Genomic DNA, 25,980 nt, shown 5'->3' on the forward strand with positions numbered 1-25,980 from the left:
CTCTCCTCGTCGAGAACGGTTGGGGCCGGGCGGGGGACTTGACGACAGGGGCCTACCGGAGCCGGAACGCCTTCATGACCTTCAGGCTCCGGCTCATGAACGCCGCGTACTTCTCGTCGTCCATGCCGAGGGACGGGGCCATCGGCAGCAGGCGCTGGTGGGCGACGGTCTGCGCCTCGGTGTACTTGAGGATGCCCTCGGAGCCGTGCCGGCGGCCGAGTCCGGAGTCCTTCATGCCGCCCATCGGCGACTGGACGCTGCCGTACGCGGGCGCGTAGCCCTCGTTGACGTTGACCGTGCCGGTGCGCAGCCGGGCCGCGACGGCGCGGCCCCGCCGTCCGTCCTTCGTCCAGACGGACGAGTTGAGCCCGTACGGCGTGGAGTTGGCGAGTTCGACGACCTCGTCCTCGGTCGAGAAGCGGTACAGGGAGACGACGGGCCCGAAGGTCTCCTCGGCGCAGACGGCCATCGGGGCCTCCACCCCGTCGAGAATGGTGGGCTCGAAGAAGTACGGGCCGATGTCGGGGCGGGCGACACCGCCGGCGAGGACCGTGGCGCCCTTGGCGACGGCCTCCTCGACGTGTCGCGTCACGGTCTCCAACTGTCGCTCGCCGACCAGGGAGCCCATGTCGGCCCCGTAGGCGAGGGAGGTGCCGAGGCGCATGGCGCGGGTGCGGGCGGCGAAGCGCTCCGCGAACGCGTCGGCGACCGACTCGTGGACGTACAACCGCTCGATGGAGATGCAGAGTTGGCCGGCGGAGGAGAAGCAGGCGCGGACGGCGCCCGCGGCGGCCTTGTCGATGTCGGCGTCCTCCAGGACCACCATCGCGTTCTTGCCGCCGAGTTCGAGGGAGACCCCGACGAGCCGGGCGGCGGCGCCCTGGGCGACCTCGCGGCCGGTGCGGGTCGAGCCGGTGAACGACACGTAGTCGGCGTGCCGGACGACCTCGGGTCCGACGACGGGCCCGTCCCCGAGGACGACCTGGAAGACCTCGGCGGGCAGGCCGGCCTCGATGAGGAGGTCACGCGCCCACAGGGCGGTCAGGCAGGTCTCGGTGTCGGGCTTCATGACGACCGCGTTGCCCGCGACGAAGGCGGGCAGCGCGTCGCCGACCGACAGCTCCAGCGGGTAGTTCCAGGGCGCGATCTGGCCGACGACGCCGCGCGGGTGGCGCAGTTCGGTGACCTTGGTGAGGGTGGGGACGGCGCCGGTGTGCCGCTTCGGGCGCAGATACGCGGGTGCCTTGCGGCCGTAGTGCCGGGCGGCGACCACGACGGCCTGGACCTCTTCGTGCGCGTGCAGCCGGGCCTTGCCGGTCTCCAGCTGGATGAGGTCCAGCACCTCGGCCTGACGGGCGAGCACGAGGTCGTGAAAGCGCAGCAGGACGGCGGCGCGCTGCCGGACCGGGGTGGCGCCCCAGGCGACCTGGGCGGCGCGGGCCCGCTCGAAGGCCTTCTCGACGTCCTCGGGGGTGGACTCGGGCAGGTCGGCCAGCTTCTCGCCGGTGAACGGCGTGTGGTTGGCGGTCCGCCCGGACCCGACGACCCCCTTGGTGAGCTGCGCGACCAGCTCGGGGGTCACGACGTCCGCCGCGGTGCGCGCTCCGGAGGGGGCGGGGGCGAGGGGGTTGGTGCCGACAGGTGCGGCCTTGACGCCGACCTCGTCCGGGGCGGCGGCGACCTGGACCGGCACGGCCTCCGGCGCCTCGGCGACCGCTGTCGGCGCCGCGTCGGGTGCCTCGGCGGCGGGGGCCGGATCCGCGTCGGGCAGCGCGGTGGCTCCGGCCGCCGCGTCGGCGGCGGCCGTCTCGTCGGTGCCGGTCTTTTCCGTGGCCTGCTCCGCGGCCTGCGAGTCCGTCATGAGCGGCAGGGTATGCCCGCTCGCCCCCTTTGGGTACCCGTCGGTAACGTCCTTTCACGGACCACTCACACACCGCCAGCGATCACTGGCAGCAAACGCGCTGATCAGGGCGTTGTCGGTACGGCGAACGCCGGTGCCGCAGTTTTTCGCTCACAGCTTGTCCACGTCCAGGTTCGCGATGGCCTGCCGGGCGACCTCGCGTCCGCGATCGGTGAAGTCGCCCTTGCCCGGGTAGCTGACCGTGAGCTTGTACATGTCGCCGGCCGCCGACTTGTAGTAGAAGAGCCGCAGCTCGCGCGGGCGCGGGTTCTCGCTGTCGGTGGTCTTGTACGTCAGCGTGTTCTCGGCGGACTTCCTGCCCCGGTAGGTCGTGTTCCCGTCGGTCTCCGTCCGCGGCCCCTCGGGCATGCTCAGGCTGTACTCGCCGCTCTGCTTGAAGTCGCCGTTGTCGGCGTACATCTCGGCCGCCGCGGAGTCCTTGATCTCCTTGTTCGCGTCCTCCGACTTCTTCGCCAGGGTCAGCCCGATCGAGATGCTGCCGCTCCAGTCGGTGTACGTGACCCAGTGCGTCTTGTCCGAGGACCGGTCCGGCGTGGACTGCTGGTAGTCGGCGGGGACCGCGAGTGTCGCCGCGACGTCCGTCACGTGATGCTTGCTCCAGCCGTCGGGCAGCGGTCCGGCGAACGGGTCGGCGATCACCAGGTACGCCGCCAGCGCGAGGGCGACGACCGCCGCACCCACGCCGATCAGCGCCTTGCGTCCGAGCCGGATGCCCGGGCCGCCGGTCCCGGTCGGCCCCATCGGGCTCGCGACGGTGACGACCTGCGTCGGCGCCGGGGCCGGAGGTCGCGCGGCCTCCTCCAGGAGGCGCCGGACCCGGTCCGCGCCGGGTCGGTGCGAGGGGTCCTTGCCGAGCAGGCCGTTGATCACCTCGGCGAGCGGACCCGCGGCCGAGGCGGGCGCGGCCGGCGTGGAGTTGAGGACCGACTGGAGCGTGGCGGGGGTGTTGCTGCGACGGAACGGCGAGACGCCCTCGGCCGCCGTGTAGAGCACCACACCGAGCGACCAGAGGTCGGACGCGGGACCCGGCCGCTGCCCCAGGACCCGCTCCGGGGCGATGTACTCGGGCGAGCCGACGAAGCCGCCGGTGTCGGTGAGGCTGGTCTCGCCCTCGATCTGGGCGATCCCGAAGTCGGTGAGCACGACCCGGTCGTGCCGGCCGAGGAGCACGTTGTCGGGCTTGACGTCGCGGTGCAGGATGCCCGCCGCGTGCGCCGCCTCCAGCGCGCCGAGCACCTCCAGGCCGATCCGGGCGGCCTCGCGGACGCCGAGGGTGCCCTCCTGGAGGGCGTCACCGAGCGAGCGCCCCCGCACCAGTTCCATGACGATCCAGGGCTGGCCGTCCACGACCGCGACGTCGTGGACGTTCACGACGGCGGGATGGTCGAGCCGCGCCGCCGCGCGCGCCTCGCGCCGCATCCGCTCGTACACATTGGCGCGTTCACGCTCGGGAAGATGGTCCGGGACGCGCGGTTCCTTGACGGCGACCTCGCGGTCCACGGTCTCGTCCTTGGCCCGCCACACCGTGCCCATGCCGCCGTGCCCGAGCTTGGACAGCAGCCGGTAGCGGCCGGCGATGAGCCGTCCGGCCCCCGGTTCCTGCACGGGCTGCGCCGGGCGTTCCCGCTCCTCCGGCTGCGCCTGCTCCGGGACGACCCGGGTGGGCGTGGCATACGGATTGCCTGGGTACGGCACGGCGGCCTGCGCCTCCGGCTGCCGTCCCGGCACGGCGGGCCGTGGTGGTTGCAGACCGAAACTCGTCGGTTCTTCGCCCCCGTGAGGGACTCCCCCGTTGTCGCTCATGGGTCCATCTCTATCGCGGCGGGGCCGTCGCTATCCAGCCCTGTCGCCCGCCGGTCACAGACCCGTGACGCACGCCATCCCTTATCTCCCGTTTATGCACCTGTGCGTGAACTGCTCTTCGCGGGGGCCGTTCAGGACGGGCCCGTCACGTGCGGGTGAAGGTGTCCACGGCCACGTCGAAGTACTCCTTCGCCTCCGTCACCCGCCCGACCGGCGCCGACACCCACACGTCGTACATCCGGCCGCCCTCCTCCCAGCACAGGTCGTAGGTGTGCCGGGCGCCCTCGGCCGCGGTGAAGCCGTTCCAGCTGAACTCCCAGAGGGCGGCGGGGTGTCCGCCGTGCGTGGTCCGGGTGACCCGGCCGTCGCGGTAACCGGGGTTGGTGGAGGACCCCTTGTCGGCCGCCCGTCGCATCACGCCGAGCGGGCCCCCCGACGCGGGTTCGGACACCTTGACGCCGAGACGGAAGACCTGCCCGGGCGACATGTAGAAGACCCGCTCCCCCTGCGGGTCCCGGGTGAAGTCCTCGGGCACGGCCAGCGCGAAGCCGTACGGATCGGACGCCAGCCGGTATCCGGAGGGTGGCGCGGGGCGCGAGCCGGTGGCGGTCGCGGGTTCGCGGCGGGTGACCGTGGGGGCGGCACTGGCGGGCGACGCCGGTCCGGTGCCGGACGCCGAAGGACCGTTGCCGGGGGTGCGTGACGTGCTGCCGGGCGCGCTCGACGAGGGCGGCGGGCCGTTCCCGTCACCGCCGTCGTGCATCAGCAGGGCCGCCGCCGACACCCCCGCCCCGGCCATCGCGGCGACCAGCGCGGCGGCGACCAGCAGACCCCGCGCGGACTGTTTGGGCGGGCGCTCGTCCGTCGTACCGGAAGGGGGCGACGGCCTGGGCGCCGGCCGGTGCAGCGGGTTGTCCCGCCGGGTGGGCGTGTACGGGGCGGACCACCGCGGGGTGCGGCCGGTGTCCCGGAAGGCCCGCAGCAGCCGCTCCGCCTCGGCCGCGTCGATCCGCCGCTCCGGATCGCGCTCCAACAGGCCCCGCACGACGGGCAGCAGGGGCGTGGCCTGCGCCGGAGGGCGGATCTCGTCGACGACGACCGCGTGCAGGATGCCGCCCAGCGAGTCGCGGCGGAAGGGCGACGCGCCGCTCAGCAGCGTGCACAGCAGCGCCCCCAGCGACCACAGGTCGGACTCGGGCCCGGTCCTCGCCCCGGCCATCCGCTCCGGCGCGGTGTACTCCGGCGAACCGACGAACGCGCCGGTCTCGGTGAGCGTCGTGGCGCCCGCGACCTGGGCGATCCCGAAGTCGGTGAGGACGACACGGTCGGTGCCGGCCTCGACGAGGACGTTGGCGGGCTTGAGGTCGCGGTGCAGGACACCGGCCTCGTGCGCGCGGCTCAGCGCCCCGAGCAGGTCGATGCCGATCCGGGCGGCCTCGCGGGCGCCGACGGGACCGCGCGCCGAGATCCGCTCGGCGAGCGAACCGCCGTCGATCAACTCCATGACGATGTAAGGGCGTTCGTCGTCCACGACGACGTCGTGCACGACGATGATGTGCGGGTGGTGCAGCTGCGCCACGGCCCGCGCCTCGCGCAGGGTGCGGTCACGCTGGAGGCGGGTCTCCTCGGCGGACAGCGAGTCGTCGAGGACCAGTTCCTTCACGGCGACCTGACGGCCGAGCAGTTGGTCGGTGGCGCGCCAGACGACGCCCATGCCACCCCGGCCGATTCTCGCCTCCAGCCGGTAACGGCCCGCGATCAAACGGACGTTCTCCCCCTCGGTCCCCATGGGCCCCATGATGCACCAACGGACGGAGACCCTCCGGAGCGGTGTCGTCGCCGTGGGTGTTATCCGGCCTCGGCCCAACTGCGCAGGACCGCGCCGAACTGCTGACGCGTCACGATCCAGTCCTCCAGGGGCGAGGACATGTAGATCGCGTACTCGACGCCCTTGCGGGAGATGTACGTCTCCTCGATCGCGCGGCGCAGACCCGGGAAGTCGGTCTTGCCCTCCTCGGCGGTCCAGGTGAAGTCCCAGAGGGAGCCGCGGCAGTCCCGGAAGGTGTTGGCCCCGGGACCGTCGCTCGTGTAGTTCTTCAGCTTCTTCAGCTGCTGCTGGAGGTCGAGCTGGTGGCGGTACGGGTCGTCGAAGTCCGGTGACTCGTCGATGGCGATCCGGACGAAGTGCTGGCCGCCGTCGGGGCTGTAGTCGATCTGGGAGCCGTTGACCGTCCGCTCCCAGTCCTCGCCGGGCAGGGCGAGGCGGAAGCCCAGGGGATCCTTCACCCGCACCCAGCCCTTGGGCAGACTGTCGCCCGGCGCCTTGGAAGCGCTGTCCGAGGGCGTCGGCGTCGCCTTGCCGCCGGTGCTGGCGCCCTTGCTCCCTCCCGTCGAGACGGACGAGGTGTCGTGCCGCCAGTTGTCCGCGTAGCGCATGACCACGGCACCACCGCCGCCGACCAGGGCGGCCATGACCAGGACGAGCGCGACGGTACGGCCGCGCCGCCGCTTCGCCGGAACCGGGCCGCCGGACGCGGGCAGCGGCTGGTACGCGGTCCCGGCGGGCCCTCCCCCTCCGGTGGCGGACGGCCCGTAGGGCCCGCCCCCGTAGGACGGGCCACCGTGGGTCCCACCCCCATGCGTGCCGCTTCCACCGGGCCCGTTCCCCTGGACCGCGTTCGGGTCCACCCGCGTCTCCGGGTGCCGGGCCGTCGCTACGTGGGCCTGCGCCGTCCGCGGACGGCGGCCCTCGGCGGCCTCGGCGAGCATCTCCTCGGCCTCCGCGGGACCCGGCCGGGCCTCGGGATCCTTGCTGAGCAGCGCGGCGATGACCGGCTCCAGCGCACCCGCGTTCCGCGGCGGCTCGGGATCCTCGTCGACGACCGCCTGCATCGTGGTCAGCGGGGAGGTGCGCCGGAACGGCGAGCGTCCCTCCACCGCCGTGTAGAGCGTGGCCCCGAGCGCCCACAGGTCGGAGGACGGGCCGGGATCGTGGCCGCGCACCCGCTCGGGCGCGAGGTAGTCGACGGACCCGACGATCTCGCCGGTGCGCGTGATGGTGGTGTCGCCCTCGACCTGCGCGATCCCGAAGTCGGTGAGCAGCACCCGCCGGTCGGGCGACAGCAGGACGTTGCCCGGCTTCACGTCGCGGTGCAGGACGCCGGCCGCGTGCGCGGCGCGCAGCCCGCGCAGCACCCACAGCCCGATCCGCGCCGCCTCGGCCGGTTCGATCCGGCCCCGGTCCTTGACCTCGTCCGCCAGCGAGTTGCCCTCGACCAGCTCCATCACGATCCAGGGCCGGTTGTCGTGATCCAGCACGTCGTGGATGGTGACGACGGCCGAGTGGTTGATTCTGGCGGCGGCCCGCGCCTCGGCGTGGGTACGGGCGAGCAGCCGGGCACGGTCGCCCTCGGCGGCGTACAGCGCGGCGGTCAGCTCTTTGACCGCGACCGTGCGGTGCAGCACCTCATCGTGCGCACGCCACACCCGGCCCATGCCACCGCTGCCGATGGAGTCCACAAGCCGGTAGCGGCCCGCAAGGAGCAGGCCCTGCATCTGATTCACGTTTCCCCGCAATGGTCTTGACAGGGTCAGACTAAAGATCGGTCACCGCACAGGGAACAAGCGGGGTCGTACGGAGACAGCACTGTGACGGTTCTCCCTTCCGTGTACGGGAGGGAACCGTTCGGTGTTCAGCGGTCCTCGGCTGCCTGAACGCGGCCCCGCACGGGAAAGAGCCCTGCTGGATGGTCAGGGGGCGTGTTCAGCCGGTCACTTGGTAGGTGTCGGATGCCTGCTCGTAGAGCCGGGTCACCTCGTCGCGTTCGGCTTCCGGGCCGCGCAGCTGCACCACGTGGTAGTGCCCGCCGACGATGATCGCGAGATTGCGCACGTAGAGCGACCGTCCCGCCGAGTCCTGCCAGGTGAACTGCCCCTCGGCCATCACCCGGCCGCCCACGTCGATGCGCCGCATCCCGCTGGACGTGGCCCACGTCGAGTCCCGGAAGGGCTGCAACTCCTTCTCGCTCTCCCGCTGGTACGTCATCGGGTCGCCGCCGTAGGTGCTCGTGCTGTCCCGGCCGGGAACGACGATCAGCTGGAAGTCCCCGTGGGAGTAGACGACCTGGCCGCGTCCGTTCTTCGGCGTGCGGTCCCAGCCGCTCGCCACGGCGACCCGGAATCCCGCGGGGTCCTTGCGGAGCGTGAAGCCCTGTGCGACATCGGGATCGCCCGTACTCCCACCGGAGGTCGAACTCGCCTTCCCCGAGGGGCTCTTGTCGGCCGTCGGCGAGGTCTGGTCGGGGCGCGGCTCGCTGCTCGCGTCGGTGCCGCCACTGGTGGCGGGCGCGGGACTGACCTGCCCGACGGCACCGGTGCCCTGGTCGTCCGTGCCGTCCTCACCGGACTTGGGCAGGAAGACCATCGCGTACGCCACCGCCGCGACCAGCAGGAGCAGCACCAGGAGGACCAGGTTGCGCCCCAGACTCCGGGGCTTGCCGGAGCCCTCCCGCTTCGCGCGCTTGTGCCGGGCGTGCGGGCTGGTCGCGGGCAGTCCGGCGCGGCGCCTGCGGACCAGCTCGCCCCGGCGCCGGACGATCGGCAGCCGGCTCGGGTCGACCGGCGGCGCGGCCACGACGTGCGCCCCGGCCTCGGGCTCCGGCGCGGAGCGCACCAACGACCGCAGCCAGCCGCGCAGTTCCTCGAAGTCCAGCCGCTCGGTGGGGTCCTGACGCAGCAGCGACTCGACGACGGGCCGCAGCGGGCCGCACTCCTCGGCGAACGCGGGCGGCTCGGCGCACACCAGCTGGACCAGCTCGGCCGTGTTCTCCTCCGGGTAGGGCGCGTGACCCTGTACGGCGCGGAAGAGCAGGGCGCCCAGCGCCCACAGGTCGGTCGCGGGTCCGATGGGGGCCGCGAGCTGCCAGTTCTCGTGGACGGGTCCGGCCTGTTCCGGTGCCCAGCGCTCGGTGACCGGCCCGACCACGGCCATCCGTGCCTGCCGTGCCCGCTCGGCGGCGAGCGCGGTCGCGGGGCCACGGCGCGGCGGCGCACCGGCGACCAGCTCACCCCAACCCCCGCTCGCACCCTGCGTGCCGTGCGCGGCGGGGACGGCTAGCCGGGGGGCGCCGGGGACGCGGGTGTGGTCCGGGACCGGCGCGGCCGGGGAGGTACCGGGAACCCTGGTGTGGCCGGAGTCCGTGTGACCGCGCTGCTGACCCGGGACGTGAGTGGCGCGGAGACCGCCGGGTCCGTGGCTGCTGTCGGGAACCCAGCCCTCGGGAGTCCGGTTGCCCTGCGTCCGTCCGCTGTCGGGGGCGCCCGCGGGCCCGGGCACACCGGGACGGCCGCCGTACTCCGTGGCGGAGGGCTGCTGCCGCGTCGGACCCGGCGCGGGGTTGCCGTACCCCGTGGCCCCCGGGCCCGGCGTGCCCGCCGTTCCACCGGGAAGCGTGGGTCGCCCCTGGCCGCCGTCCGCGCCGGTGCCTCGCGCGGAGCGCGGCTGCGCGCCGTGCCAACCGGCACCGCCGACTCCGTACGGGTCGGCTATCTGGCCGGGGGGCGCGGTGGGCGGACCCTGCTGCCCACCCTGGGCGGGCAGTTGGGGAACGCCGTACGCCTGAGTCTGCTGGGGGTCGGCGGAGAGGCCGTACCTCTGGGCCTGCTGGGGGTTCACCGACGGGTCGTACCCCTGGCCCTGCTGCGACGGAGCAGCGCCGTACTGCCCCGGCTGAAGCGGTTGCCCGTACGGGCCCTGCTGCGGGTGCTGCCCGTGCAGCTCGGTCTCGCCGGCCTGCTCGCCCCCGGTCCCGGGCCGGGGTGCCGGGAGGGCGAGCGGGTCGCCCCGCTGTTCCTCCTGCACGCGGGCGGCGGCTCGCGCTCCCGCGCGGTACGCGGCGATGGCTCCGGCGCGCGCCGCACGGATGTCGCCTCCGGGACCGTCCGTCCGGGCGCCCTCCTCCGGCCCCTCGTCGGGTCCGCCGGGTCCCGTCCGCCGGGCTCCCGGCCGGGCGGGACCACCCGCTTCGAGAGCGCGCGGCCCCCGGGCCGGGGCTCCTGGCGTGGGCCTGCCCGGTACGGGTGTGCCCTGCTCGGCGCGGGCCTCGATGGCGGCGCGGCGTGCCTCTTCCGCGTCGGCGCCGGAGGTGGCCGCGACGGCGACCCCGTGCGCGGTGCCGCCTCCGAATCCGATCCCGCCCGCGGGACCGTGCCCGCGCTGACCGCTCCGGTCACCGCCCCGCGGAGCGCCCGGGCCCGCCGGGGCGCCGGGCGCCGGCTGACCCGCGGTCCCGGCGAAGCCACGGCGTGCGACGCTCTCGGTGCCCGTCCCGGCTCCGGGACCGGAGCCGGGCTCGGCGCCGAGGTCGTCCTCGCGGACCGGGACCGGGTCGTACCCGCAGAGCGCCTCCTCGGCGGCTCCCGCCGCGAGTCCGGTCAGCAGCACCCGGCCGTCGTCACAGACGAGGACCGTGCGCGCGGTGATGTTCCGGTGCACCCAGCCGTGCGCGTGAAGGACCCGCAGCGCGGTCAGGACGTCGGAGGCGACCTCAGCGGCTCGGTACGGGCTGAGGGGCTTCTCGGCGAGCAGGGCCGCCAGCGACCTCGCGGGCACCAACTCGCTGACTATCCACAGCGACCCGCCCTCGGCGAACACGTCGAAGACCTGGTCGAGCCGGGGGTGGTCGGGGATCTGCGCCGCGGCCTGGGCCGCCTCGATGGCACGCCGCACGGCAGGTTCGGCGGGCCGGCGCGTGGTGCGCGCGGACGCCCGCCGGGCTCCGCCGTCCCGCGCGACGAAACCCTCGGGCAGGCCGTCCGCGTCGAGCATCTCGGCCTCGACGACCTCCGGCAACGGCACCTGCCGCACCAGAACTTCCTGCCCGCTGTAGGTGTCGAAGGCCCGGCTCTCGGCGAGTTCGTACTCGTCGGACGGCGGCAGTGGCAGGCGGTAACGGTCCGCGAGTACGCGTCCCGCGTATTCGTCCACGATGCCTCCCCCAGCCGACCGGTCGGTCAATTCCGTTCGCCCTGCGTCCCGTTACGGCTTCGTACGGTCCGCAACCACTCACGATACGTGCCCGAGGCAACCCGCAGAGCGGTGATGCGAGATCTCAGGCCGTCCATCCGTGGCGGAACGTCACCTCGGCGAGCGGTACGTCACGACTTCGGCTGGAACGTCTGACTCAGCGTCTTCCACGTCTCCTTGCGCAGCGTGCTGTCCCAGTCGGAGGCCTTCGCCGAATACATCAACGCGTACCCCTGATGCGCGTTCACAACGAAACCTCGGTCTATCGACCGGTACTTGGTGCCGCCGTCCTCGTAGGTGAACTCCCAGTCGGCCGTGTTCCAGCCGCGGTAGTCCACCTTCTCTATGCGCAGGCGCGTGTACTGGGAGCGCGTCATGTAGCGCTCCTGGTTCCGCCAGTCCGCGACCGGGTCGTCCTTGGGCGTCGTCGTCCAGCCGACGAGCAGCCGCTGTCCGTCGGGACCGGTGAACCGCGCGCCGGCGCTGTCCGCCGACTGGTACTTCCAGCCCTTGGGCAGCCCTATCGAGAACCCCTGGCTGCTCCTGTACGTCGACTTCGCGGTGGAGCCCGAGCCCTTGCCGTCGCCGCCCGAACCCTCCGAGGCGCCCGCGCTCGGATCCGACGTGGAGCCCGAGGACTCCTTCGAGCCAGACCCGGAGTCCGAGCCGGAACCCGAGGTGTCACCGCTGTCGGTGTGCTCGGAGCCCTTGTCGTCCTTGTCGTCGCCCTTGGTGCCGGAGCCCTTGTCGCTGCCCGCGGTCGCCCCGCTGGACGCGGCCGGCTTGGCGCCGCCCTTGTTGTCCTTCGTACCGCCGTCGTCCCCGCCACCGAGGGTGAGGGCCAGGACGGTGCCGAGCACCGCCACCGCCACGACCACGGCGATGATCACCAGCGTGCGTCGCGGCACGACGTCCGTCAGCGACGCCTTCGGCACCGGACGCGGCCGCCGCTCGGGGGCCACCGGCCACCCGGACCCGGGCGTGCTCCGCGTGACGGCGGCACCCGCGGCGCCGGCGTCCCCGGCCGAACTGGAGTTCACCGACGAACCGTCACGACCGGTTGCCTCGGCCTTGTCCGACGCCGCGGGGCCGGACAGCCCCGCGGACGGAGACGCCACGGACGCGTCGGCTGCCGCCGCCGTACCGGACGCGGCAGCCACGCCCTTGCTCTTGTCCTTTTCCTTGCCCGGGTCGGCCGTCCCGGCCGCGCTCCGCGCACCGGAGGTCTCCGCCGACCCGCTCGCGCCCTTCGCACGCGTCGTCGCCGCGGCGGTGGCGGCTCCGGCCGCCGACGCGGCCTTGCGCACCGAACGCAGCGCCCCGCGCAACCGCTCGGACGCCTCCTCGCCCTTCCGGGCACCGGAACCCGTACCGCTGCCCGGACTCCGCCGCCCCAGGCCCTCCTCCGGGACCGGCGGCAGGGTCACGACCTTCGTCGCGTCCATCGGCTCCGGCTCGGCGGCCTTCGGCTCGGGCTCGCGCAGCACCTCGTTCAGCAGGGCGCGGGCGCCCGCGTCGTCGAGCCGCTGCTCGGGGTCCTTGGCGAGCAGACCGTAGATCACGCTCTCCAGCGGGCCCGCGTTCTTCGGCTGCTCCACCGGCTCCGTCATCACGGCGGTGAGCGTCGCGATGGCGGAACCCTTGTCGTACGGCGGCACGCCTTCCACCGACGCGTACAGCAGTCCGCCCAGCGACCACAGGTCGGCCGCGGGGCCCGGCTTGTGACCGCGCGCCCGCTCGGGCGAGATGTAGGAGGGGGCTCCGACGAGCATGCCGGTCGAGGTGATGGACGGGTCGCCCTCCACCTGCGCGATGCCGAAGTCGGTGAGCACGACCCGGCCGTCGTCGGACATCAGCACGTTCGACGGCTTCACGTCCCGGTGCAGGATGCCCTGGCGGTGCGCCGCGCGCAGCACGTCGAGGATGGCGAGGCCCACCTCGGCGGCGCGCTTCGGCGTGAGCACCCCGTCCTCACGGATGGCCTCGGCGAGGGACTTGCCCTCGATGAGCTCCATCACGATCCACGGCCGGTTGTCCTCGTCGACCACGTCGAAGACGGTGACCGCGCCGGTGTTCCGGATCCGCGCGATCGCCTTGGCCTCCCGCAGCGTGCGCGTGATGAGCCGGCGCTTCTCCTCGTCGTCGATGCTCGACGGGAACCGCAGCTCCTTCACGGCGACCGTGCGGCCCAGGGTCTCGTCCTGCGCGCGCCACACCGTGCCCATGCCGCCGCGGCCGAGAACATCCCCCAGCCGGTACCGCCCGGCGAGGAGACGTTCGCTCTTGTCCTGACGGGATGCTCCCGCCCGCTCCGCCTCCGACATGCGTCCCCTCATGCAACCCGCCCTGACAGAGCCTTCATTGTCCCTCACCCGACAAGTGCCCGACGCCCTGGGGGGCCCTGGAACCGCAACAGCTCAGCCAGTGAGACGACGGGCCCCCGCCGCCGCCCCCACAGCAGCCGCACCCCGCCCAGGGCGCCCATCCGGCCCCGCGAGCCCCGCACACGCGCCCCACCTGGCCTCCCGCACAGAAACGTCCCCCATGATGGGCCGCGGCAAGGAGGTCCCCGCCGATGCCGCAACCCCGGACACCTCGGACACTCCTGGCGATACCCGCGTCCCCGGCCCTCCTCGGCATGGCCCGAACCGGCCTGCCGGAACCGGTCCTCGCCTCCTCGCAGGGCCCCGTCACCCCGGCCTCGGACACCGCGCCGCTCGCCGACGAGGGGTCAGGTCCGCTCTTCGCGGGCCAAGGTGACGGCATCGCCCGCGCCGACCAGGTCCGCGCGCGAAGGCATCACCAGGACGGGCGGGTCACGGACCCGGCACTCGAACCGGCCGTGCTCGCCTCCGAGTTCTGTCCCCGCACCCTGTAGAACGGCCGGCCCACGGGCAAAGATCCCAGCTCACGGCACCCTTTCGAGTGACAGGACCGGGAACCGACGGGCGGCGGCCGTGCGAACACGGGTGAGGGGCGGCTCCGTCGGGAACCACCCCTCACCCGCTGCCCTGCGCCGGTCAGAACGACACGATCTCCGGCGCTCCCAGCCGCGCCGCGTCCGCCGTCAGGTCGTCCGGCTGGCGCTGGGACTCCCGCTCCGCCTCGACACGCTTCTGGTAGTGCTCGACCTCGCGCTCGATCTGGTCCTTGTCCCAGCCGAGGACCGGCGCCATCAACTCGGCGGCCTCACGGGCGCTGCGGGTGCCGCGGTCGAACGTCTCGATGGAGATGCGGGTGCGCCGGGTCAGCACGTCGTCGAGGTGACGGGCGCCCTCGTGCGAGGCGGCGTAGACGATCTCGGCCCGCAGGTAGTCCTCGGCGGCCGGCAGCGGTTCGCCGAGCGTCGGGTCCGCCACGATGAGGTCGAGGAGTTCCTCGGCGAGCGACCCGTACCGGTTCAACAGGTGTTCCACGCGCACCACATGGAGGCCGGTGCGGGCCGCGATGCGCGCTCGCGCGTTCCACAGCGCGTGGTAGCCCTCGGCGCCCACCAGCGGGGTCTCCTCGGTGACGCATTCGGCGACGCGCTGGTCGAGCCCGTGCACCGCCTCGTCCACGGCGTCCTTGGCCATCACGCGGTACGTCGTGTACTTGCCGCCCGCCACAACGACGAGTCCCGGCACCGGATGGGCCACGGTGTGCTCGCGCGACAGCTTGCTGGTGGCGTCGGACTCCCCGGCCAGCAGCGGCCGGAGCCCCGCGTACACCCCTTCGACGTCGTCGCGGGTGAGGGGGACGGAGAGCACCGAGTTCACGTGTTCCAGCAGGTAGTCGATGTCGGCGCTGGACGCAGCCGGGTGCGCCTTGTCGAGGTCCCAGTCGGTGTCGGTGGTGCCGATGATCCAGTGGCGGCCCCACGGGATGACGAAGAGCACCGACTTCTCGGTGCGCAGGATCAGTCCGGTGGAGGAGTTGATCCGGTCCTTCGGCACGACCAGGTGGATGCCCTTGGACGCGCGGACGTGGAACTGGCCGCGCTCCCCGACCAGCGCCTGGGTGTCGTCGGTCCACACGCCCGTGGCGTTGACGATCTGCTTGGCCCGGATCTCGTACTCGCCGCCGCCCTCGACATCGCGCACCCGGGCGCCGACCACCCGCTCCCCCTCGCGGAGGAAGCCGGTGACCCGGGCGCGGTTGGCGACCTTCGCGCCGTACGCCGCGGCCGTGCGCACCAGGGTCGCCACATAGCGGGCGTCGTCCATCTGGGCGTCGTAGTACTGGAGGGCGCCGACCAGGGCGTCCTTCTTCAGGGCCGGGGCGACGCGCAGGGCTCGGCTGCGGGAGAGGTGGCGGTGGGTGGGCAGGCCGCGTCCGTGCCCACGGGCCATCGACATCGCGTCGTAGAGCGCGACGCCGGAGCCCGCGTACAGGCGCTCCCAGCCCTTGTGCTGCAAGGGGTAGAGGAACGGCACGGGCTTCACGAGGTGCGGCGCCAGCCGTTCGAGCAGCAGGCCGCGCTCCTTCAGCGCCTCACGCACCAGGGCGAAGTCGAGCATCTCCAGATAGCGCAGCCCTCCGTGGATCAGCTTGCTGGACCTGCTCGACGTCCCGGAGGCCCAGTCACGCGCCTCGACCAGGCCGGTGGACAGGCCGCGTGTCACGGCGTCCAAAGCGGTGCCCGCGCCGACCACGCCCGCGCCCACCACCAGCACGTCCAGCTCCCGCTCGGCCATTCCCGCCAGTGACTCGGCTCGCTCCGCCGGCCCCAGTGTCGCTGTCCTCACCGCTGCCTCCCGCTGTTGTCGCGCTGGCCGCACCTGCCGGGCGACGCCCGGCTCACATCCCCACCTGCCCAAGTCTGACCGTCTTGCCCCTCATCGGCCACCGTCCATCCTCAGCCTGTGGACAACACTCGGCGACTCGTAGGGAATCTTGGGCGGACAATCCCGCAAATCGGTCATATTTACTCCTAGTCTGACATTGCTCTCGCCCATCCTGTCCACAGGGCTTGCGCACCTGTCCCGCTTCGGTTACTGGGAAGGACGGCCCACTCCATGCCCGCAGACCTCGCCGTCATCGGACTCGGTCATCTCGGCCTGCCCCTGGCCCAGGCCGCGGTCGCCGCCGGCATCTCCACGGTCGGCTACAAAACGGGGCCGGAAGGCGGCTCCCTCACCCCCGCAGAACTGCGCCGGATGCTCTCGGGAGGCTTCCGGACCACCGCGAACCCGGCCGAACTGGGCCGCGTCCGCACCGCCGTGATCTGCGCGCCGACCCCCCGGGGCGCGGACGGCACCCTCGATCTCACCCAGGTGGAGACCGCGGCCCGCACCCTCGCCGCCCAGCTGCGGCCGCACACCACGGTGATCATGGAATCGGCCGTTCACCCCGGCACCACGGAGGACTTCCTCCGCCCGCTCCTCGAATCCGGCTCCGGACTGCGCGCCGGGCGCGACTTCCACCTCGCATACTCGCCCAGCCGGGTCGACCCCGGCAACCGCGACTTCACCCCGGCCGGCACACCCAAGGTCATCGGCGGCCTCACGCCCGCGTGCACCGAGTCGGCGGCCGCCTTCTACGGACGCCTCACCGACAAGGTCGTACGCGCGCGTGGCCCGCGTGAGGCGGAGACCGTGCAGGTGCTGGAGACCAACTTCCGGCATGTGAACATCGCCCTCGTCAACGAGATGGCCGTGCTCTGCAACGACCTCGGCGTCGACCTGTGGGACGTCATCCGGTGCGCGGAGACCAAGCCGTTCGGCTTTCAGGCGTTCCGGCCAGGACCCGGCGTCGGCGGACACGGCATCCCCCAGGACCTCGCGGGACACTCGGGCCGCCCCCTGCGGATGGTCGAACTGGCCCAGCAGGTCAACAGCCACATGCCGCAGTACGTCATCCAGCGCGCCGCCACCCTGCTCAACGAGCACGGCAAGTCCGCCCGCGCCGCGCGCGTGCTCCTCCTCGGCGTCACCTACAAGGCCGACATCGCCGACCAACAGGGCTCTCCCGCCCACGAGATCGCCGTACGCCTGATGGAACTCGGCGCGTCCGTCAGCTACCACGACCCGCACGTGCCCGCCTGGAGCGTCCTCGGCCGGCCCGTACCCCGCGCGGACTCCCTCTACGAGGCCGCGGCCGACGCCGACCTGACGATCCTGTTGCAGCAGCACCGCACGTACGACCTGCAAGGACTGTCCGTGAAGGCCCAACTCCTCCTGGACACAAGGGGAGCGACCCCGACCGGCGCGGCACACCGGCTCTGACCCCGGAAATTCCCCTCACGGACTGTCACTCCCGCCTGCTAATCTGCGGCAGCTCTCGCACACAAGTACGCCCGCGCCCCGGGCGTCCCGCACGCGTGCGCGAACGCGTCCCGCGCACCACACAGGTGTGCTCACATCCCTGGGGGGGGATCCCACATGAGCCAGACCACGCCGCCGCCCGGTCCGCCGGTCGACAACAACCCGTACGCCGGCCAGCCCGCCGCACCGGCCGACAACAACCCGTACGCGGGCCAGGCCGCCCAGCCGACCGCGCCGCAGCAGGGCTTCCCGCAGCAGGCCGGCCCGCAGGGCGCGCCCCAGCCGGGCTTCCCGGTCGCGCCCGTCGCCCCGTCCGCGCCGGTGCGCAACAACCTGGTGCTCGGCGTCGTCGCCGCCCTCGGCGCCGGCGTGATCTCCGCGATCCTGTACGGCGTCATCGTCGGCGCCACCAAGCACGAGATCGGCTACGCCGCGGTCGGCGTCGGCTTCCTGGTCGGCATCGCCACGGGCCGTCTCGGAGGCCGCAACCAGACCCTGCCGGTCTTCAGCGTCATCGTCTCGGTCGCCGCGATCTACCTCGGCCAGCTGATCGGCGAGGCCATGATCGGGGCGAAGCAGCTCGGCGTGGGCTTCAACGAGCTCTTCTTCGACCACATCGACTGGGTCCAGGATGCCTGGAAGTCCGAGGCCGACCCGCTGACCTTCCTCTTCTTCGCGATCGCCGCCTACGTGGCGTTCCAGAGCACGCGCAAGGCCGGGCTCTGAGGATGCCCAGCTACGTCTTCCTGATGCTGCTCGGCCTGCCGGCCGCGGTGGCCGGATGCTGGGTCGCCTTCAATGTGCGGGGTTCCGCCGACGCGTTGGAGGCCTTCCGGCAGCGCAGCCTCGACCTCAGGGCCCTGGGCACCGGCACCTTCGCTCCGCCTGCGGGCTCGACCTTCGCCATCGGCTACCGGGTGTACGCCACGGTCCTCGGCCTCGCCGGCGTCGTCCTGCTCCTGGCGAGCGTCGCCGAGCTGCTGACCAGCGGCTGACGGACCCCGCGGACACGAGAAGGGCCCGACCACCGTCCGGTGGTCGGGCCCTTCTCACATCCGGCGTGCAGGCCTCAGAACTACCGCTTGTGCTGCGAGTCCGCGACGGTCACCTCGACGCGCTGGAACTCCTTGAGCTCGCTGTAGCCGGTGGTCGCCATCGCGCGGCGGAGGGCGCCGAAGATGTTCATCGAGCCGTCCGGGATGAGCGACGGGCCGGTGAGGATCTCCTCGATGGTTCCGACGGTACCGAGGTCGACCTTCTTGCCGCGCGGCAGCTCCTCGTTCACCGCCTCCATGCCCCAGTGGTGGCCGCGGCCCGGCGCGTCGGTGGCGCGCGCGAGCGGGGAGCCCATCATCACCGAGTCGGCGCCGCACGCGATCGCCTTGGGGAGGTCGCCGGACCAGCCGACACCGCCGTCGGCGATGACGTGCACGTAGCGGCCGCCGGACTCGTCCATGTAGTCGCGGCGGGCCGCGGCGACGTCGGCGACCGCGGTGGCCATCGGGACCTGGATGCCCAGGACGTTGCGCGTGGTGTGCGCGGCGCCGCCGCCGAAGCCGACGAGGACACCGGCCGCGCCGGTGCGCATCAGGTGCAGGGCCGCGGTGTACGTGGCGCAGCCGCCGACGATCACCGGAACGTCCAGCTCGTAGATGAACTGCTTCAGGTTCAGCGGCTCGGCGGCACCGGAGACGTGCTCGGCGGACACCGTCGTACCGCGGATGACGAAGATGTCCACACCCGCGTCGACCACGGCCTTGGAGAACTGCGCGGTCCGCTGCGGGGAGAGCGCGGCGGCGGTGACGACGCCGGAGTCGCGCACCTCCTTGATGCGCTGCCCGATCAGCTCCTCCTTGATGGGAGCCGCGTAGATCTCCTGGAGGCGGCGGGTCGCGGTCTCCGCGTCCAGCTCGGCGATCTCGTCGAGCAGCGGCTGCGGGTCGTCGTACCGCGTCCAGAGGCCTTCCAGGTTCAGAACGCCCAGGCCGCCCAGCTCGCCGATACGGATCGCGGTGGCCGGGGAGACGACCGAGTCCATCGGAGCCGCCAGGAAGGGCAGGTCGAAGCGGTAGGCGTCGATCTGCCAGGTGATCGAGACCTCCTTCGGGTCCCGCGTACGGCGGCTCGGGACGACGGCGATGTCGTCGAAGGCGTACGCCCGGCGGCCGCGCTTGCCGCGCCCGATCTCGATCTCAGTCACGTTGTGGCCTTTCCCTCTTCGCTTCTGCGCCTCCCAGTATCCCCGACGCCCACGACAAGGGCGGCCCCGGAACCTTCCGGGGCCGCCCTTGTCGGGGTGCCACGCACGCGTGGCGCCCGTCGATCGCTGGTGCGCGCCTACTTGTTGCGGCTGTAGTTCGGTGCCTCGACCGTCATCTGGATGTCGTGCGGGTGGCTCTCCTTGAGGCCCGCCGAGGTGATGCGGACGAAGCGGCCACGGTCCTGCAGCTCGGGCACGGTGCGACCGCCGACGTAGAACATCGACTGACGCAGACCGCCGACGAGCTGGTGGACGACCGCGGAGAGCGGGCCGCGGTAGGGCACCTGGCCCTCGATGCCCTCGGGGACGAGCTTCTCGTCGGAGGCGACGCCCTCCTGGAAGTAGCGGTCCTTGGAGAAGGAGCGCTGGTCGCCACGGGTCTGCATGGCACCCAGGGAACCCATGCCGCGGTACGACTTGAACTGCTTGCCGTTGATGAAGAGCAGCTCGCCCGGCGACTCCTCGCAGCCCGCGAGCAGCGAGCCGAGCATCACCGTGTCGGCACCCGCGACCAGGGCCTTGGCGATGTCGCCGGAGTACTGGAGGCCACCGTCGCCGATGACCGGGACGCCGGCTTCCTTGGCGGCGAGCGATGCCTCGTAGATCGCCGTGACCTGCGGGACGCCGATGCCGGCGACGACGCGGGTCGTACAGATGGAGCCCGGGCCGACACCGACCTTGATGCCGTCGACGCCCGCGTCGATGAGCGCCTGCGCGCCCTCGCGGGTGGCGATGTTGCCGCCGATGACGTCGACGCCGGAGGAGTTCGACTTGATCTTGGCGACCATGTCGCCGACCAGCCGGGAGTGGCCGTGCGCGGTGTCGACGACGATGAAGTCGACGCCGGCCTCGATCAGGGCCTGGGCGCGCTCGAAGGCGTCGCCCGCCACGCCGACGGCCGCGCCGACCAGCAGGCGCCCCTCGCCGTCCTTGGCCGCGTTCGGGTACTTCTCCGCCTTGACGAAGTCCTTGACGGTGATGAGGCCCTTGAGGACGCCCGCGTCGTCGACCAGCGGAAGCTTCTCGATCTTGTGACGGCGCAGCAGCTGCATCGCGTCGTTGCCCGAGATGCCGACCTTGCCGGTGACGAGCGGCATGGGCGTCATGACCTCGCGCACCTGGCGCGAACGGTCGGTCTCGAAGGCCATGTCGCGGTTGGTCACGATGCCCAGCAGCTTGCCGCCGCCGTCGGTGACCGGGACGCCGGAGATGCGGAACTTGGCGCAGATCGCGTCGGCCTCGGTGAGCGTGGCGTCCGGGTGCACGGTGATCGGGTCGGTCACCATGCCGGACTCGGAGCGCTTCACGAGATCGACCTGGTTGGCCTGGTCCTCGATCGAGAGGTTGCGGTGCAGAACACCGACGCCGCCCTGGCGGGCCATCGCGATCGCCATGCGCGACTCGGTGACCTTGTCCATGGCGGCGGACAGCAGCGGGATGTTGACCCGGACGTTCTTCGAGATGTGCGAGGCGGTGTCGATCTGGTCGGGCGCCATGTCCGACGAGCCCGGCAGCAGCAGCACGTCGTCGTAGGTCAGCCCGAGTGTCGCGAATTTGGCGGGCACTCCGTCGACGTTGGCAGTCATGACACCTTCCCCAAATGGCCTTGATCGGTGCGGATGTCCATGCTAACGGGAAGCACGGCTCTCTCATTCCACGGTTCCGGGTCAGCAACGGCTTCGTATGTTCGTACGGGTATTCCGTCATCCGTGTTCAGCACGGTGCCCGGAGGGGCCCCCGGGGCGCGGAAAGGGAGCGGAACGCCGGGCGGGGAGCGGGTACGGAACAGGGCCGGGAAGAGCGTGCGGCCCGGCCGCAGGGCCGAACCGCCGAGGGGGACGCGGAGGGGGATTCCTCCCGCTGGATTCCTACTGCTCGGCCAGGGCGCGCAGCCGGCTCAGGGCGCGGTGCTGGGCGACCCGGACGGCGCCCGGTGACATTCCCAACATCTGACCCGTCTCCTCGGCCGTGAGCCCCACCGCGATCCGCAGCAGGAGCAGCTCGCGCTGGTTCTCGGGGAGGTTGGCGAGGAGTTTCTTGGCCCATTCGGCGTCGCTGCTGAGCAGCGCGCGCTCCTCCGGACCGAGGGAGTCGTCGGGCCGCTCCGGCATCTCGTCGGAGGGAACGGCCGTGGACCCCGGGTGGCGCATCGCGGCGCGCTGGAGGTCGGCGACCTTGTGCGCGGCGATGGCGAAGACGAACGCCTCGAAGGGGCGCCCGGTGTCCTTGTAGCGCGGAAGGGCGAGGAGTACGGCGACGCAGACCTCCTGCGCCAGGTCCTCCACGAAGTGCCGCGCGTCGCCCGGGAGCCGGGACAGACGGGTGCGGCAGTAGCGCAGCGCGAGCGGGTGTACATGGGCGAGCAGGTCGTGGGTCGCCTGTTCGTCGCCGTCGACCGCGCGATGGACGAGCGCACCGATCCCCGTCGTCTCGTCTTCGCGCATCGGTCCATGGTGCCTTGGCGTCGAAGCGTCCGCGGCACCGCGTCCGTAGTTGTGCACCGAAGCGTTATGAGCAGGTGCGCCGGAACTCATCTCCTGCGCCCTCCCCTTCCGCTCGTCCGACTTGTCCCCGAGGAACTCCACACCTCAAGGATGCGGCATCCGCCGGGAAACGGGGATCGGACACCGAAGACACTCTCTTCGAGGGCCCGGCCCCACCCGCCGTCCGGCGGGTAGGGACTACTACCGTCATACCCCCGAGTCCGCTCACCTAGCGGACCAGGCCCCAGCGGAATCCGAGCGCGACCGCGTGCGCACGGTCCGAGGCACCGAGCTTCTTGAACAGTCGCCGGGCGTGGGTCTTGACCGTGTCCTCGGAGAGAAACAGCTCACGACCGATCTCCGCGTTCGAGCGGCCGTGGCTCATCCCTTCGAGCACCTGGATCTCCCGCGCGGTGAGCGTGGGCGCGGCGCCCATCTCGGCCGAACGCAGTCTGCGCGGCGCGAGTCGCCAGGTGGGGTCGGCGAGCGCCTGGGTCACGGTGGCGCGCAGCTCCGCCCGTGAGGCGTCCTTGTGCAGATAGCCGCGGGCGCCGGCGGCGACGGCGAGTGCCACGCCGTCCAGGTCCTCGGCGACGGTGAGCATGATGATGCGCGCACCGGGGTCGGCGGACAGCAGCCGCCGGACCGTCTCGACGCCGCCCAGTCCGGGCATGCGTACGTCCATCAGAATCAGGTCCGAGCGGTCGGCACCCCAGCGGCGGAGGACTTCCTCGCCGTTGGCCGCCGTGGTCACGCGCTCGACACCGGGCACGGTCGCGACCGCGCGGCGGAGCGCCTCTCGGGCAAGCGGGGAGTCGTCGCAGACGAGGACGGATGTCATGGCCGCCCTCCGCAGCTGATGCGCGTCACCTTGAGCCTCCAGGCTGGTACGAATCGTCACCTGTGCGGTCGACACTCGCCGACGGATAGGACCGTCTGCCCGAGCGCTTGTTCCTTCGACCGCCTCCGTCCATCTCAACGATGGTCACCCGAAAGAGTTACGGGGCAGTCGGCCGTCATCGGCACTGTACGTGAGGGCGCGGACACGGTGCAGACATGCGCGCCGACCCTCAACGTTTCATCACAACCTATGCCCCATTTAGCCTGTTTTCTTCCCCTTTGCTGGTGTCTGCGGCTAGATTCGCAATGAGTCATATTTTCATCTCCTTAGATCGTAGATGTACGGTCGGTGGGCACAGAGCAGCCCAGAACGGCAACAAGGGGACACGCAATGGCAGATTTCTCCCGCCTTCCCGGTCCGAACGCGGACCTCTGGGACTGGCAGCTCCTCGCGGCCTGCCGCGGGGTCGACAGCTCGCTCTTCTTCCACCCGGAGGGCGAGCGTGGTGCGGCACGGAGCGCTCGTGAGAACTCGGCCAAAGAGGTCTGCATGAGATGCCCGGTACGTGCAGAGTGCGCGGCGCACGCGCTGGCGGTGCGCGAACCGTACGGGGTGTGGGGCGGACTGACCGAGGACGAGCGCGAAGAGCTCATGGGACGGGCCCGCAACCGGCTGGTCACGGCATCGGCCACCGGCGGCGGCAGCGGCCCCGCTTCGAACACTTGAAGGAACGTTTCTGCATGACGGGTGCCCCTGAGAGCACCCGTGTGGGTTCCTAGCGGGCGGCCGCCCGCGCGAGCCGGTCCAGCGTCGCGGCCACCGCCGGCACCTCGGCCAGGTCGGGGAGCGTGAGGGCCACGATCTCCCGCCGTACCGCGGGCTCCACCGTCACCGTGCGTGCGCCCTTCGGGCGTACGGACTCGATCGCGAGTTCGGGGAGGACGGCGACACCCAGTCCTGCGGCCACCAGCCCGACCACGGCCGGATAGTCGTCCGTGGCGAAGTCGATGCGGGGCTCGAACCCGGCGCCGCGGCACACCTCGACGAGCCGGCCCCGGCAGCGCGGGCACCCCGCGATCCACGACTCGGCGGCGAACTCCCCGATGGAGACGGACCCCGCGCGGGCGAGCCGGTGCCGCTCGGGCACCAGCCCGACCAGACGGTCCGTCAGCAGCGGTCGTACGACGAGGTCGTCCCACTCCTCGACGCCCGGTGCGCCCTCGTACCGGAACGCGAGCGCGATGTCGCAGTCGCCCGCCCGGAGCTTCTCGACGGACTCGGGCGGTTCGGCCTCCTCCAGGGAGACACGGGTGCCGGGGTGCGCGGCGCGCAGGGCGGCGAGGGCGGTGGGGACCAAGGTGGAGCTGCCGCTGGGGAACGAGACGAGCCGGACGCGGCCCGCCCGCAGTCCGGCGATGGCGGCGACCTCCTCCTCGGCGGCGGTGAGGCCGGCCAGGATGCTCGCCGCGTGGCGGACCAGCGCCTCACCCGCCTGGGTGAGGCGCATCTCGCGGCCCGTGCGGATGAGCAGCGGGGTGCCGACCGACGCCTCCAGCGCCTTCATCTGCTGGCTGACGGCGGGCTGGGTGCAGCCCAGCTCGCGGCCGGCCGCCGAGAAGGAACCGGTGGTGGCGACGGCGCGCAGGACGCGGAGATGACGGGCCTCGATCACTTCTTGAGCATAAGTGAGGCTTGGACACCGCGCCGAATACTGCGTCGACGCTTTGGAAGGGATCACTTAGCGTGGTGCCATGAAGCTTCTGTCGCTGAATGTGGGCCGGGCGCGGGCCGTCGACTACACGGACCACCCGGACGGCGTGACCGGGATCGACAAGCGGCCGGTCGAGGGGAGCGTGCGCGTGGCGGCTCCCGGTCCGAAGGGGGTCGCCACGAGCGGGCTCGCCGGGGACACCGTGTGCGACCTGCGCCATCACGGCGGCGACGACCAGGCGGTGTACGCGGTCGCGCGCGAGGACCTCGACGCCTGGGAGCGCGAACTGGGCCGCACCCTGCCCAACGGCGCGTTCGGCGAGAACCTCACGACGCAGGGGCTCGACGTGTCCGGCGCGCTGATCGGCGAGCGCTGGCAGATCGGCTCCGAGGTGGTCCTCGAGATCACGAGCGGCCGCATCCCGTGCCGCACCTTCCAGGAGCACCTGGGTGAGAAGGGGTGGGTCAAGCGGTTCACGCTGCGGGGCGCGCCCGGCGCGTACCTGCGGGTGATCGTGCCCGGCGAGATCCGTGCCGGGGACGCGGTCCGGATCGTCCACCGGCCCGCCCACGAGGTGACCGTCGCCGTCCAGTTCCGCGCGGTCACGACCCAACGGGACCTGCTTCCGGGCCTGTTGGCGGCCGGTGAGGCACTGCACCCGGAGGCGCGGGCGGCCGCGGAGAAGTACGTGGCCCAGTACGGCGGATGAGGCGTGCTCCGGGCCCGAGGGACCGGGGTGGGAGAAGTCGGCGGGCGCGGCCGGGCGTTGGGCGGCACCGGGCGCGGGGCTCCTGAGCAGGTCACTAACCTTGCGCCATGACAACGGCTCTGATTACGGGATCGACCGCGGGAATCGGTGCCGCCTTCGCGCGGCGGCTGGCGGCGGACGGGCACAACCTCGTGCTGGTGGCGCGGGACACGAAGCGGCTGCACGAGCAGGCGACCGAGCTGCACGACCGGCACGGCATCGAGGCGGAGGTGCTGACGGCCGACCTGGCGACGGACCAGGGCATCGAGGCGGTCGCCGCCCGCCTCTCGGACCGCAGGAGCCCGGTCGACCTGCTGGTCAACAACGCGGGCTTCGGCAACAAGGGCCACTACCTCGACGTGTCGATGGCGGACGAGCTGACGATGCTCAAGGTGCACTGCGAGGCGGTGCTGCGGCTGACGTCGGCGGCGGCCGAGGCCATGCGCGAGCGCGGCCGGGGCGGCATCGTCAACGTCGCGTCGGTGGCCGCGTTCGTGCCGCGGGGGACGTACGGCGCGTCGAAGGCGTGGGTCGTGCAGTTCACCCAGGGCGCGGCGAAGGATCTCGCGGGCAGCGGCGTACGGCTGATGGCGCTGGCCCCCGGGTTCGTGCGGACCGAGTTCCACGAGCGGGCCGGGATGGGCACGGACAACATCCCGAACTGGATGTGGCTCGACGCGGACAAGCTGGTCGCGGCGGCGCTCGCGGACCTGGCGCGCGGCCGGACGCTGTCCATCCCCGACGCCCGGTACAAGGTGCTGATGGGGGTGGTGAAGGTGACACCGCGCGCGCTGCTGGGCGGGATCACGTCGAAGACGGGGCGCAAGTACGGCCCCCAGTGAGGGGATGACGACGTGAGTCGGGCTTCGTTACGCGAGAAGGTCCCCGTTCCGTAGGGAACGGGGACCTTTTCACGTGCTCACGCCGCGGCGGGCGTGCCCGTG

At 72.3% G+C, this 25,980-nt stretch carries 19 protein-coding genes; 7 read left to right on the plus strand and 12 right to left on the minus strand.

Annotated features, from left to right (window positions below; genetic code table 11):
• Positions 1-52 precede the first annotated feature (52 nt).
• The 6 genes from AB0C62_RS21780 to AB0C62_RS21805 form a co-directional block, all read right to left on the minus strand.
• Positions 53-1,861 carry a succinic semialdehyde dehydrogenase gene (locus AB0C62_RS21780; RefSeq protein WP_362975462.1) on the minus strand — a complete coding sequence of 603 codons (1,809 nt, stop codon included), beginning with the start codon at positions 1,859-1,861 and terminating at the stop codon, positions 53-55.
• A 150-nt stretch (positions 1,862-2,011) separates the two neighbouring features.
• Positions 2,012-3,724 (minus strand): serine/threonine-protein kinase, encoded by a 1,713-nt coding sequence (locus AB0C62_RS21785; RefSeq protein ID WP_362975464.1) that lies wholly within the window; start codon positions 3,722-3,724, stop codon positions 2,012-2,014.
• 145 nt (positions 3,725-3,869) lie between these two features.
• A complete protein-coding gene (locus AB0C62_RS21790; RefSeq protein ID WP_362975466.1) occupies positions 3,870-5,513 on the minus strand; it encodes a serine/threonine-protein kinase in 1,644 nt (547 codons plus the stop codon).
• Between the two features lie 59 nt (positions 5,514-5,572).
• Entirely contained in the window at positions 5,573-7,279 is a 1,707-nt protein-coding gene (locus AB0C62_RS21795; protein ID WP_362975548.1) for a serine/threonine-protein kinase, read from the minus strand.
• Positions 7,280-7,487: 208 nt separating this feature from the next.
• Positions 7,488-10,709: a protein kinase gene (locus tag AB0C62_RS21800; protein ID WP_362975468.1), complete on the minus strand. Its 3,222-nt coding sequence runs from the start codon at positions 10,707-10,709 to the stop codon at positions 7,488-7,490.
• 170 nt (positions 10,710-10,879) lie between these two features.
• The gene (locus AB0C62_RS21805; protein ID WP_362975550.1) at positions 10,880-13,072 is read right to left on the minus strand and encodes a serine/threonine-protein kinase; all 2,193 of its coding nucleotides are present in this window, start codon (positions 13,070-13,072) and stop codon (positions 10,880-10,882) included.
• A 251-nt stretch (positions 13,073-13,323) separates the two neighbouring features.
• On the opposite strand from AB0C62_RS21805, the gene AB0C62_RS21810 reads away from it, so the two are divergent.
• The gene (locus AB0C62_RS21810) at positions 13,324-13,626 is read left to right on the plus strand and encodes a hypothetical protein (RefSeq protein WP_362975470.1); all 303 of its coding nucleotides are present in this window, start codon (positions 13,324-13,326) and stop codon (positions 13,624-13,626) included.
• Positions 13,627-13,768: 142 nt separating this feature from the next.
• Here the strand turns inward: AB0C62_RS21810 and AB0C62_RS21815 are convergent, their stop codons facing one another.
• Positions 13,769-15,475 (minus strand): glycerol-3-phosphate dehydrogenase/oxidase, encoded by a 1,707-nt coding sequence (locus AB0C62_RS21815; protein ID WP_164372437.1) that lies wholly within the window; start codon positions 15,473-15,475, stop codon positions 13,769-13,771.
• 270 nt (positions 15,476-15,745) lie between these two features.
• Between AB0C62_RS21815 and AB0C62_RS21820 the strand changes: the two genes are divergently transcribed.
• From AB0C62_RS21820 to AB0C62_RS21830, 3 genes are all read left to right on the plus strand, one after another.
• Positions 15,746-16,954 (plus strand): nucleotide sugar dehydrogenase, encoded by a 1,209-nt coding sequence (locus AB0C62_RS21820; protein WP_362975472.1) that lies wholly within the window; start codon positions 15,746-15,748, stop codon positions 16,952-16,954.
• A 156-nt stretch (positions 16,955-17,110) separates the two neighbouring features.
• On the plus strand, positions 17,111-17,719 hold the full coding sequence (locus AB0C62_RS21825) for a hypothetical protein (protein WP_362975474.1): 609 nt from the start codon (positions 17,111-17,113) through the stop codon (positions 17,717-17,719).
• Positions 17,720-17,721: 2 nt separating this feature from the next.
• Positions 17,722-17,988: a hypothetical protein gene (locus AB0C62_RS21830; protein ID WP_164372435.1), complete on the plus strand. Its 267-nt coding sequence runs from the start codon at positions 17,722-17,724 to the stop codon at positions 17,986-17,988.
• An 80-nt stretch (positions 17,989-18,068) separates the two neighbouring features.
• On the opposite strand, the gene AB0C62_RS21835 is transcribed toward AB0C62_RS21830, so the two are convergent.
• The 4 genes from AB0C62_RS21835 to AB0C62_RS21850 all read right to left on the minus strand — a co-directional run bounded on the left by AB0C62_RS21835 (position 18,069) and on the right by AB0C62_RS21850 (position 22,577).
• The gene (locus tag AB0C62_RS21835; protein ID WP_164372434.1) at positions 18,069-19,193 is read right to left on the minus strand and encodes a GuaB3 family IMP dehydrogenase-related protein; all 1,125 of its coding nucleotides are present in this window, start codon (positions 19,191-19,193) and stop codon (positions 18,069-18,071) included.
• A 137-nt stretch (positions 19,194-19,330) separates the two neighbouring features.
• Positions 19,331-20,839, minus strand: coding sequence for an IMP dehydrogenase (gene guaB, locus AB0C62_RS21840; protein ID WP_362975477.1), 1,509 nt, complete (start codon positions 20,837-20,839; stop codon positions 19,331-19,333).
• A 282-nt stretch (positions 20,840-21,121) separates the two neighbouring features.
• Positions 21,122-21,697, minus strand: a complete 576-nt coding sequence (locus tag AB0C62_RS21845; RefSeq protein ID WP_081218935.1) for a sigma-70 family RNA polymerase sigma factor — start codon at positions 21,695-21,697, stop codon at positions 21,122-21,124.
• Between the two features lie 268 nt (positions 21,698-21,965).
• Positions 21,966-22,577 (minus strand): response regulator transcription factor, encoded by a 612-nt coding sequence (locus AB0C62_RS21850; RefSeq protein WP_003948568.1) that lies wholly within the window; start codon positions 22,575-22,577, stop codon positions 21,966-21,968.
• Positions 22,578-22,967: 390 nt separating this feature from the next.
• Between AB0C62_RS21850 and AB0C62_RS21855 the strand changes: the two genes are divergently transcribed.
• Positions 22,968-23,303 carry a WhiB family transcriptional regulator gene (locus AB0C62_RS21855; RefSeq protein ID WP_358819710.1) on the plus strand — a complete coding sequence of 112 codons (336 nt, stop codon included), beginning with the start codon at positions 22,968-22,970 and terminating at the stop codon, positions 23,301-23,303.
• 49 nt (positions 23,304-23,352) lie between these two features.
• On the opposite strand, the gene AB0C62_RS21860 is transcribed toward AB0C62_RS21855, so the two are convergent.
• Positions 23,353-24,249 (minus strand): LysR family transcriptional regulator, encoded by an 897-nt coding sequence (locus AB0C62_RS21860; RefSeq protein WP_362975479.1) that lies wholly within the window; start codon positions 24,247-24,249, stop codon positions 23,353-23,355.
• A gap of 79 nt (positions 24,250-24,328) precedes the next feature.
• On the opposite strand from AB0C62_RS21860, the gene AB0C62_RS21865 reads away from it, so the two are divergent.
• Positions 24,329-24,997, plus strand: a complete 669-nt coding sequence (locus AB0C62_RS21865) for an MOSC domain-containing protein (protein WP_362975481.1) — start codon at positions 24,329-24,331, stop codon at positions 24,995-24,997.
• Between the two features lie 107 nt (positions 24,998-25,104).
• A complete protein-coding gene (locus tag AB0C62_RS21870; protein ID WP_081218931.1) occupies positions 25,105-25,878 on the plus strand; it encodes an SDR family oxidoreductase in 774 nt (257 codons plus the stop codon).
• The last annotated feature ends 102 nt before the right edge of the window (positions 25,879-25,980 follow it).

The organism is Streptomyces sp. NPDC048643 (assembly GCF_040650615.1).
Taxonomy (GTDB): Bacteria; Actinomycetota; Actinomycetes; order Streptomycetales; family Streptomycetaceae; genus Streptomyces.

Coding starts and splice junctions, on each gene's coding strand:
- AB0C62_RS21780 (WP_362975462.1), bottom strand. CDS start 1,861: ATGACGGACTCGCAGGCCGCGGAGCAGGCCACGGAAAAGACCGGCACC.
- AB0C62_RS21785 (WP_362975464.1), bottom strand. CDS start 3,724: ATGAGCGACAACGGGGGAGTCCCTCACGGGGGCGAAGAACCGACGAGT.
- AB0C62_RS21790 (WP_362975466.1), bottom strand. CDS start 5,513: ATGGGGACCGAGGGGGAGAACGTCCGTTTGATCGCGGGCCGTTACCGG.
- AB0C62_RS21795 (WP_362975548.1), bottom strand. CDS start 7,279: ATGCAGGGCCTGCTCCTTGCGGGCCGCTACCGGCTTGTGGACTCCATC.
- AB0C62_RS21805 (WP_362975550.1), bottom strand. CDS start 13,072: ATGTCGGAGGCGGAGCGGGCGGGAGCATCCCGTCAGGACAAGAGCGAA.
- AB0C62_RS21810 (WP_362975470.1), top strand. CDS start 13,324: ATGCCGCAACCCCGGACACCTCGGACACTCCTGGCGATACCCGCGTCC.
- AB0C62_RS21820 (WP_362975472.1), top strand. CDS start 15,746: ATGCCCGCAGACCTCGCCGTCATCGGACTCGGTCATCTCGGCCTGCCC.
- AB0C62_RS21825 (WP_362975474.1), top strand. CDS start 17,111: ATGAGCCAGACCACGCCGCCGCCCGGTCCGCCGGTCGACAACAACCCG.
- AB0C62_RS21830 (WP_164372435.1), top strand. CDS start 17,722: ATGCCCAGCTACGTCTTCCTGATGCTGCTCGGCCTGCCGGCCGCGGTG.
- guaB (WP_362975477.1), bottom strand. CDS start 20,839: ATGACTGCCAACGTCGACGGAGTGCCCGCCAAATTCGCGACACTCGGG.
- AB0C62_RS21845 (WP_081218935.1), bottom strand. CDS start 21,697: ATGCGCGAAGACGAGACGACGGGGATCGGTGCGCTCGTCCATCGCGCG.
- AB0C62_RS21850 (WP_003948568.1), bottom strand. CDS start 22,577: ATGACATCCGTCCTCGTCTGCGACGACTCCCCGCTTGCCCGAGAGGCG.
- AB0C62_RS21855 (WP_358819710.1), top strand. CDS start 22,968: ATGGCAGATTTCTCCCGCCTTCCCGGTCCGAACGCGGACCTCTGGGAC.
- AB0C62_RS21865 (WP_362975481.1), top strand. CDS start 24,329: ATGAAGCTTCTGTCGCTGAATGTGGGCCGGGCGCGGGCCGTCGACTAC.
- AB0C62_RS21870 (WP_081218931.1), top strand. CDS start 25,105: ATGACAACGGCTCTGATTACGGGATCGACCGCGGGAATCGGTGCCGCC.